The organism is Polaribacter sp. IC066 (genome assembly GCF_007997085.1).
GTDB lineage: Bacteria > Bacteroidota > Bacteroidia > Flavobacteriales > Flavobacteriaceae > Polaribacter.
Genome location: NZ_VORR01000084.1, coordinates 1 through 8381, shown reverse-complemented (window position 1 = coordinate 8381; position 8381 = coordinate 1). Strand labels below are relative to the sequence as shown.

Below are 8381 nucleotides of genomic sequence, written 5' to 3'. Positions count from 1 at the left end.
ATATTCTTTGCAATTTTTATCTGTTTTAAACCGTTCAGTAAACTCTAAAAGGTTTTGTCCTGTAAATAAATCCATAATCACCCTATTTTATTGACTTACAAGATATGAAATTATCTACTTACCTCAATAAATTTATATATTATGTTAAATTTTAACCAATGGTATAATTATTTCGTTAAATTTAAAAACAACTTGTTTGTTATTTGGCTGTTATTATTATTATTATTACTATTCTTGTATATTATTAATAATTAAAATAAAATAAAATAAAAAAAATTTATTTAGTATTTGCAGCTCTTATTTTAACTTCTTCTATGGCTTTGGCTTCAATAGGTGACAACCCTAAATCTGATTCTTGGGATTTGAGAATAGAAAATCTAAATTCTAATGAAAAAATAGAAATTTCTTTTACTAATGAAAAAGAGTTTTATTCTTATTTGGAAAATAATATTAGCTCAATTGCTTTTGAAGATCAGGGTCAATGTTCTGCTACAGTAACAATAACAGTTGGTGTAGCTTCAGCATCTTTTACAATGACAGGTGACTGTGAGGGTTTTGGTGGTAGATTTGCTAGAAGAGTTGCACAAACTAGAGCTTCATTAACAGTTGTAGCAGAGGAATCTTCTTGGTGGAATAGTTGGTTTTAGTATTAGTTAAAGCGTAAGTAAATCTGTTATTTCTTGATATAATTGAATCAAGAAGTAACAGAAATTTTAATTTTATATATTTTCCAAAAAACAACAACTATGATATGTGTCAATAAAGTTTTAAATCTCAAAAAATATATATATTGTAAGATTAGTTTAACATCTGTTCTTTACTTTTTGTCATCTTTATTATTTGTAAATAATTGCACTGGGCAAAATAAGACAGTCATGATTTTGGACTACGATATGAATCTTGATTTTCAAATATATTCAGAGTATAAAGCCAGATTGGTGTTTAATAACAAGGCATCACTTTTTACTTATAAAAGTAAACAACTTTTAGATCAAGAGAGTAAAGATGATTTTGGAAATCTTTCAATTGTTATTTCAGATCCTGTAAAGTATGCTGTTTATACAGAACAAGAGTCTAAAAAAATATATGAAATACAATCTAATGTCAAGAATTACGGTAAATTAGATTTAGATAGTTATGTAGAATGGGAATATGTTAAGGATACAGCTAAAACAATTGCTAATTTTAAATGTAACCTTGCAGTAGCAAAAGTAAAAGGCAGATTGTATTATGCATGGTACACTTTAGAAATACCCTCAAAAGTAGGTCCTTGGAAACTTCACGGATTACCAGGTTTGATTCTACAAGCACACGATTCTAATAATAAAGTTTCATTTAATATTACTAAAATTTCCAGATCAAAAGAGAAAATACCATCAATATTTATTGACAAATATAAGTGGGTTTCAAGAAAGGAGTTTGATAAAATACAATTGAAAAAGTTAGAAGAACTAATGAAAAGAATCAGCGTAAAAGGCTCAAGAAAAGATAAGGTTACATACGAAGTTAATCTTGGAGAGCAAATTGAGATAAAGTAAATTTAGCATCATACGACGATAATTAGGTTAAATTAATTTTTATTCTAAACTGAATACTTCTATGCTAAAAATTAATTTTTTTCATTTTTATATTTCTTTTCTTTTTATTTTCATTTTTATATCTCAAACAAAAGGACAAATAAAAGGCAAGGTTACGGACATAAATAACAATGCTGTATTTGCAAATATAATTCTAAAAAAAGCTCTCGACAGCACTGTTTCGGTATACTCACAAACGGATTCATTGGGTTATTACAGCCTTAAGATTAAAGAAATAGGTGGTTTTTTTATAGGCGTAAAATCTTTAAATTATACGACACCACAAAAATTTTTAAAAATTGAAAAAATCAACGAAGAACATATCATTAATTTTAAATTACAAGAAAAAAATATTCAATTAGATGAAATCATCATTAAATCTTATGCACCAATAAAATCACGTAATGATACTATTACAATTAGTGCAAAAGCTTTTGCCACAGGTAATGAAGATGTAATTGAAGACTTAATGAAAAAAATACCTGGACTTTTTGTAAGTTCTGATGGGATTATAAAGTATAATAATCAGGAAGTAGAAAAAGTAATGGTGGAGGGAGACGATTTTTTTGAAAAAGGTTATCGAATACTTACCAAAAACATGACCGCAAAACCAATTGACAAAATTCAGATTTTATTAAACTATTCTAATAATAAATTACTTAAACATATTGAAGAAAGTAATAAAATTGCTATAAACCTTACACTAGATGAAGAAGCAAAAAGACAGTGGTTTGGAAACATAGAACTAGGCAATGATATTTTTTTTAATAAATTTCATCAAGGAAGAGTTAATTTGATGAGTTTTGATAAAAAATCTAAATATTACTTTCTTGGTAGTTCAAATTCAACAGGCACAGACATAACAGGTGACTTAAACAGTTTTACAAATTCTTATAGTTATAATGAACCAGGTAGAATTGGTGATGATGTAAAAATATCAGATGCTATAAATTTAAACCCTGATTTTTTTAATTTTACTTCAAATAGAGCAAATTTTAATGACACACAGTTAATATCGCTAAATGCTATTTTCAATCCAAATAAACGCATTAAAATTAAAACCAATGGGTTTGTAAACTGGAATAATGAAAATTTTATTAAAACAAGCAGAAATATATTTTTTGGGAACAACACAAATTTCACGAATATAGAGAGCTATCAATTAAATAACAGTAAATTAACAAGTATTGGTAAAGCGATCATTAATTATGATATATCTAAAAATCAAACCATTACATCTGAAACTTCTTATAGTTACAAAACTCAAAATGATAAATCATTACTTGATTTTAATGGTGAATCAACTACAGAGTTATTAGGTACCTTTTCTAATAGATTTAATCATAATAGCATTTACACCAATAAATTAAGTGATAAAAAAGTATTCTTAATATCAGGAAGAATTATTAATGAATCCTCACAACAAGAGTACAATGTTAATCAGGTTTTCTTTGATGAATTATTTACAAATATTGATTTTCAGCCAGATCAAGTAAATCAGGATACTAATAACAGGGTATTCTACGGTGGCATAAATATTCATTATTTAGATCGAAAAAGTAATGGTGACTTATTTGAACTTTCTTTAGGAAATGAATACCATCGATATCAGTTTGAAAATACTTTTAGATTGATTGAAAGCGAAACTTCAAATCAATCAACACCAATAAACTATCAAAACAGTGTCGTTTATATTTTAAATGATTTAAATTTAAAATTAAAGTATCAGAAGGAGTGGAAAAAAAAATACAAAATTTCAGGTAATATCGAATTACATCAAATGTTTAACGAGTTAAAAACATCAGATGTAATAAATCAAAACCCTTTATTTATAAATCCTAAATTAAATTTTAGTTATAAAATAAATAAGAATAACAAAGTAGGGTTTGGTCTATTTTATAATGTAACAAATGCAAGTATTTTAGACATCTATAATAATTTTTTTCTTACTGGTTTTCGCAGTTTTAAACGAGGTACAGGAACGTTCAATCAATTAGATTCAAGTGGTGGCAGTTTTATATATCAATTGGGTAATTGGACTGATAAATTTTTCACATCAATTAATGTTAACTACACTAAAAATCATAACTTTTTATCGTCTAATCAACAAATAAAACAAAATGTTTTTATTTCTGAACGCATTATAATTAAAAACCGTGAACTATTAAAAGTAAGTACAACAACAGATTATTATTTTAGTAAATTAATGACAAATCTTAAGGTAAAAAATGAATACAACATATCTAATTTTACTAATATTGTAAATGATTCCGAGCTCCGTCAAGTTCAAAATAGAAATTATAATTTTGGGTTAGAATTGCGATCTGCCTTTAATGGTAAGTTTAATTTTCATTTGGGCACAACTTTTAATTTTATTAAAGTTAATATTAACGATAATGAGTTCTCAAATTCATTTACCAATAATAACAGTTTCGCTGACCTTTCACTGATTTTAAGCGAGCTATTTGATATCCAAATTAAAGGAGAGCATTTCTTTTTTGATAATATAAATGGAGGTGTAAATAATTATTTTTTTCTAGATTCAGATATACGGTATAAGCCTAAAAATAGTAGATGGTCTTACTCAATCATGGCACGTAATTTAACAGATACAACAGAGTTTAAGAATGGTATTATTGGTGATGTTTCTTCAACTACTATAATTTATAACTTACTACCTAAATATATATTAATTAATTTTAAATATAGATTTTAAGACTATAAGAGTCTTTGAAGTAATCATCTTAACTTCATAAAATTTACCCCAACCAACCATCTCTATCTAAACTTCTATATTGTATCGCTTCTGCAATATGATCTGGAGAAATATCTTGAATATCAGCTAAATCTGCAATCGTTCTTGAAACTTTTAAAATCCTATCATAGGCTCTAGCAGAAAGATTTAATTTTTCCATCGCCGTTTTTAAAAGTGATAAACTTTCTGGAGATAATTTACAATACTCCCGAATCTGTTTTACCGTCATTTGTGCATTGTAATGAATGTTTTCAAAATCTTTAAAACGTTCAGATTGTATTTCTCTGCCGGCAGTAACTCGTTTTCTAATGTCTACAGATGATTCTCCTTTTCTTTCTTCGGATAATTTTTCAAACGGAACCGGTGTAACCTCAATATGAATGTCAATTCTGTCTAACAAAGGGCCAGAAATTTTACTTAAATACCGTTGCATTTCTTGCGGAGATGAGGTCATTGGTGAGTTCGGATCATTAAAATAACCACTCGGACTCGGGTTCATACTCGCCACCAACATAAAACTACACGGATAGGTAACGGTAAACTTCGCTCTAGAAATAGTCACATCTCTATCTTCTAGTGGTTGGCGCATTACTTCTAAAACTTCTCTTTTAAATTCGGGTAACTCATCTAAAAATAAAACGCCATTGTGTGAAAGTGAAATTTCTCCGGGTCTTGGGTACTGTCCGCCGCCAACCAAAGCAACATTAGAGATTGTATGATGCGGACTTCTAAAAGGCCTTTGATATAACAAGCCGTGATTTTTAGTTTTACCAACTACAGAATGAATTTTAGTTGTTTCTAAAGCCTCGTTCAAGGTCATTGGCGGCAAAATACTTGGCAGTCGTTTGGCTAGCATTGTTTTTCCAGAACCTGGAGGGCCAATTAAAATAATATTATGTCCGCCTGCTGCGGCAATTTCCATACATCGTTTTATAGATTCCTGTCCTTTTACATCCGAAAAATCAAATTCAGGAAAATCGATGTTTTTATTAAATTCTGCTATTGTATCGACAATTGTTGGTTCAATTTTTTGATTACCATTAAAATGATGAATCACTTCTAATATATTTTCTACGCCTAAAATGATTAAGTTATCTACAATAGCGGCTTCTTTTGCGTTTTCTTTTGGAAGAATAAAATATTTAAAACCTTCTTCACGCGCTTTAATAGCCATGGGTAAAACACCTCTAATGGGCTGTAGACCTCCGTCTAAAGAAAGCTCTCCCATGATTAAGTATTCCTCTATATCTGTTGATGTAATTTGATCAGAAGCGGCAAGAATCCCCATGGCTAAAGTTAAATCATAGGCTGCACCTTCTTTTCTAATATCCGCTGGTGCCATATTAATGATAATCTTCTTGCCAGGAAGTTTGAAGTTATTGTTGTTGAGCGCTGCAGAAATTCGGTAAGAACTTTCTCGAACCGCATTATCGGGCAAACCCACTAAATGGTAGCCAATTCCTTTATCGATATTAACTTCAACAGTAATTGTAGTGGCTTCGATGCCAAAAACTGCAGAACCGTAAACTTTTACTAGCATTCTTTTTCTTTTTTGCTAAAGATAGATGAAAAAATAAAATTATAGATGTTTCAAAAATATTTTGAATTCGAGTAGGCAATTTAAGAACTAAAAATATTTAATTATTACGGAAAACCGTAGTTAAAGTATTTTTTTTTTACAGATCTTGCAATTATTATTATATAAACCTGTTTTAAAAAACAAAAAGTAAACTAGACCCTATGAAAAAAATTTTACAAGTATGTGTATTTGCTTTATTAACCATCACAACCAGCAATGCTCAAAATGAAGTAGCTTCTTTAACCTATGAAAACACGCAAGACATCAATTTTTTTAAAAATATTAAAAACAGAACATTAGTTCAGCAATACAAAACAATTAATAACAATGTTATTCAAGTTGGTGACACGGTTATTTTAGGAAATCCAACTTCTCAAGAATTTAACTCTAGAACCTATTCTGCTAGCTATGGAAGCAAAGCAAGAGGTGGTGTTTCTAACTCAAGAAGTACTAGTAAAAAAACCTATGAATTTGTTCAGATGGGCAGACCTGCAGGATTTGGAAGTATCTTATCTTCTTTAAACGGAGAAGCGCAGGCAATGGCTAGCAATAGTCTTAAGAACACAAATGCAATTGTTACAGAAATAAAAGCATATCATAGAGGCAGTAAAAAGAAACCTTTATACCTAGTGATGGTTTTAGGAGAAATGAACGGAAAAGCCTTCGGAATTAATAAATATTTAAGTGTTATGGATACTGAATTAGCGATTGAATCTGGTGAAATTTTCAAAACAACCAGAAATATATACAAAACATGATTTAGATCGTGGACGTATTGAAACTAAAATATGTAGCGTAATTACTGATTTTAAGTTTATTGAACAGGATAATCCATGGAAAAACTGACTAGTATTATAAAAATAGAGAGTATTCGTGAATTTAAAAACAGCGATAAAGTGACAGAAACAGCAACACAGTATTATATTTCCAGTTTACATAATAATGCTATTGAATTTCAGTTTAAGATACGATCACATTGGGCGGCAGAAAACAAATTGGATTGGACGTTAGGTGTTGCTTTCTGTGAAGATGCTTTTAGAAAGAGAGCTGGGAATGCTGCTCAAAATTATTCTGGTTTACTTAAAATTGCTTTAAACTTACTAAAAATGAAAATTCGAAAAACTATCTATTAAAAGTAAAAGGCTTCAGACCGGATACAATGAAGACTATTTACTCAAAATATTGAATATAAAAGTATGATTCTGCCTTGCTCTAAGCAAGAACTAATGTTTGTTTTGGTTAAAATTGTTGTACTTTGATCTCAAAAGAAAAAACAATTATTATTTTCACACATTAAAAAAAGTTTAAACTAAACTATAAATTTCTTGTAATAAAATTTTAAACCTTAAGCTATGAAAAAAACGCTACTATCCATTTTATTTGCATGCTTTATTACGACTGTATCTGCCCAAGATAAAAAACCTTTTGATGATAATTTTAAGTACGTACCTAGTAAAATAATTGTCAAACTTAAAGACAATGTAGATACCAAAACAACATATAATGCAAAGGGAAAAGGAATTTCGAAAGTAAATATTGGTCAACTTTTAGGAATTGAAAGCAAAGTAAAAAGCACTACTATTTTATTTACAGAGAAAGCCATTTTAAAAAGTGTCGCTCGTAAAAAACAAAAAAGGACAGATTACAGAGTACCGAACCCTGGAACTTTGAAAAATATTTTCTTGGTCGATTTAAACTCTAAAACTGAAAACATTCAGGAAATTCTAGCCACTTTAAATAAAAATGAGAAAGTGGAATATGCAGAGCCTGACTTCAACTACGATGTAAATGATTTTACCATAGACTCAGAAATTATATATCCAAAAAAGGAAACAACAAATAATGCAGTAACTCCAAATGACCCTTTATATAGCGAGCAAACGAATATTGCTGCAGTTAAAATAGACAAGGTTTGGGATGCATACGGCACAGGTGATGGTTCACAAACCATTGCTATTTTAGATACAGGGATTGATTATACACACCCAGATTTAGCTGAAAACATTTGGATAAACGAAGCAGAATTAAACGGAGTAGAAGGTTTTGATGATGATGGGAATGGATATATAGATGACATTAGAGGCTGGGATTTTATAAATGTAGACAATGCCCCTTTAGATGACAATATGCACGGTACACACGTTGCAGGTATTGCTGGTGCAGTAGGAGGAAACGGTATTGGAATTGCAGGTGCCGTTTGGAATGTAAAACTAATGCCTATTAAAGTGTTTCAAAGTAATGGTGTTGGGAATGCATCTACCATTGCAGAGGGTGTAACTTATGCTTCTGAAAATGGAGCTACTATTTTGAATATGAGTTTTGGCTCGTATGCAGAGTCATTTACTCAAGTTTCGCAGGTCACTACCCCTTGAAAACAAAGAGAAAAGGAATAAAAAAAGTAGCATTTTTATTCCTTTAAGTTTCTAAATTTCAGTACCTTAAAAGTGTAATTCCAATACGCTAAAAATGC

7 protein-coding genes are annotated in these 8381 nt (G+C 29.5%); 6 read left to right on the top strand and 1 reads right to left on the bottom strand.

The genetic code is table 11. The annotated features are described in order from the left end of the window. Positions 1 to 314: 314 nt before the first annotated feature. From ES044_RS17480 to ES044_RS17470, 3 genes are all read left to right on the top strand, one after another. Positions 315 to 647, top strand: a complete 333-nt coding sequence (locus ES044_RS17480; RefSeq protein WP_147120611.1) for a hypothetical protein — start codon at positions 315 to 317, stop codon at positions 645 to 647. Positions 648 to 746: 99 nt separating this feature from the next. Then, positions 747 to 1538, top strand: coding sequence for a GLPGLI family protein (locus ES044_RS17475; protein ID WP_223269275.1), 792 nt, complete (start codon positions 747 to 749; stop codon positions 1536 to 1538). A 61-nt stretch (positions 1539 to 1599) separates the two neighbouring features. Beyond that, positions 1600 to 4293 carry a carboxypeptidase-like regulatory domain-containing protein gene (locus tag ES044_RS17470; protein ID WP_147187447.1) on the top strand — a complete coding sequence of 898 codons (2694 nt, stop codon included), beginning with the start codon at positions 1600 to 1602 and terminating at the stop codon, positions 4291 to 4293. A 43-nt stretch (positions 4294 to 4336) separates the two neighbouring features. Here the strand turns inward: ES044_RS17470 and ES044_RS17465 are convergent, their stop codons facing one another. Next, positions 4337 to 5872: a YifB family Mg chelatase-like AAA ATPase gene (locus ES044_RS17465; protein ID WP_147120608.1), complete on the bottom strand. Its 1536-nt coding sequence runs from the start codon at positions 5870 to 5872 to the stop codon at positions 4337 to 4339. 200 nt (positions 5873 to 6072) lie between these two features. Between ES044_RS17465 and ES044_RS17460 the strand changes: the two genes are divergently transcribed. From ES044_RS17460 to ES044_RS17450, 3 genes are all read left to right on the top strand, one after another. After that, positions 6073 to 6669 (top strand): hypothetical protein, encoded by a 597-nt coding sequence (locus ES044_RS17460; RefSeq protein WP_147120607.1) that lies wholly within the window; start codon positions 6073 to 6075, stop codon positions 6667 to 6669. Positions 6670 to 6744: 75 nt separating this feature from the next. Further along, positions 6745 to 7044 carry an ISAs1 family transposase gene (locus ES044_RS17455; protein ID WP_147120606.1) on the top strand — a complete coding sequence of 100 codons (300 nt, stop codon included), beginning with the start codon at positions 6745 to 6747 and terminating at the stop codon, positions 7042 to 7044. A gap of 219 nt (positions 7045 to 7263) precedes the next feature. After that, positions 7264 to 8283 carry a S8 family serine peptidase gene (locus ES044_RS17450; protein ID WP_147187446.1) on the top strand — a complete coding sequence of 340 codons (1020 nt, stop codon included), beginning with the start codon at positions 7264 to 7266 and terminating at the stop codon, positions 8281 to 8283. Positions 8284 to 8381 lie beyond the last annotated feature (98 nt).

Excerpts from the sequence above, each read along its gene's own strand:
- ES044_RS17470 (WP_147187447.1), top strand. The coding sequence starts at position 1,600 with ATGCTAAAAATTAATTTTTTTCATTTTTATATTTCTTTTCTTTTTATT.
- ES044_RS17465 (WP_147120608.1), bottom strand. The coding sequence starts at position 5,872 with ATGCTAGTAAAAGTTTACGGTTCTGCAGTTTTTGGCATCGAAGCCACT.
- ES044_RS17475 (WP_223269275.1), top strand. The coding sequence starts at position 747 with ATGATATGTGTCAATAAAGTTTTAAATCTCAAAAAATATATATATTGT.
- ES044_RS17450 (WP_147187446.1), top strand. The coding sequence starts at position 7,264 with ATGAAAAAAACGCTACTATCCATTTTATTTGCATGCTTTATTACGACT.
- ES044_RS17460 (WP_147120607.1), top strand. The coding sequence starts at position 6,073 with ATGAAAAAAATTTTACAAGTATGTGTATTTGCTTTATTAACCATCACA.
- ES044_RS17455 (WP_147120606.1), top strand. The coding sequence starts at position 6,745 with ATGGAAAAACTGACTAGTATTATAAAAATAGAGAGTATTCGTGAATTT.
- ES044_RS17480 (WP_147120611.1), top strand. The coding sequence starts at position 315 with ATGGCTTTGGCTTCAATAGGTGACAACCCTAAATCTGATTCTTGGGAT.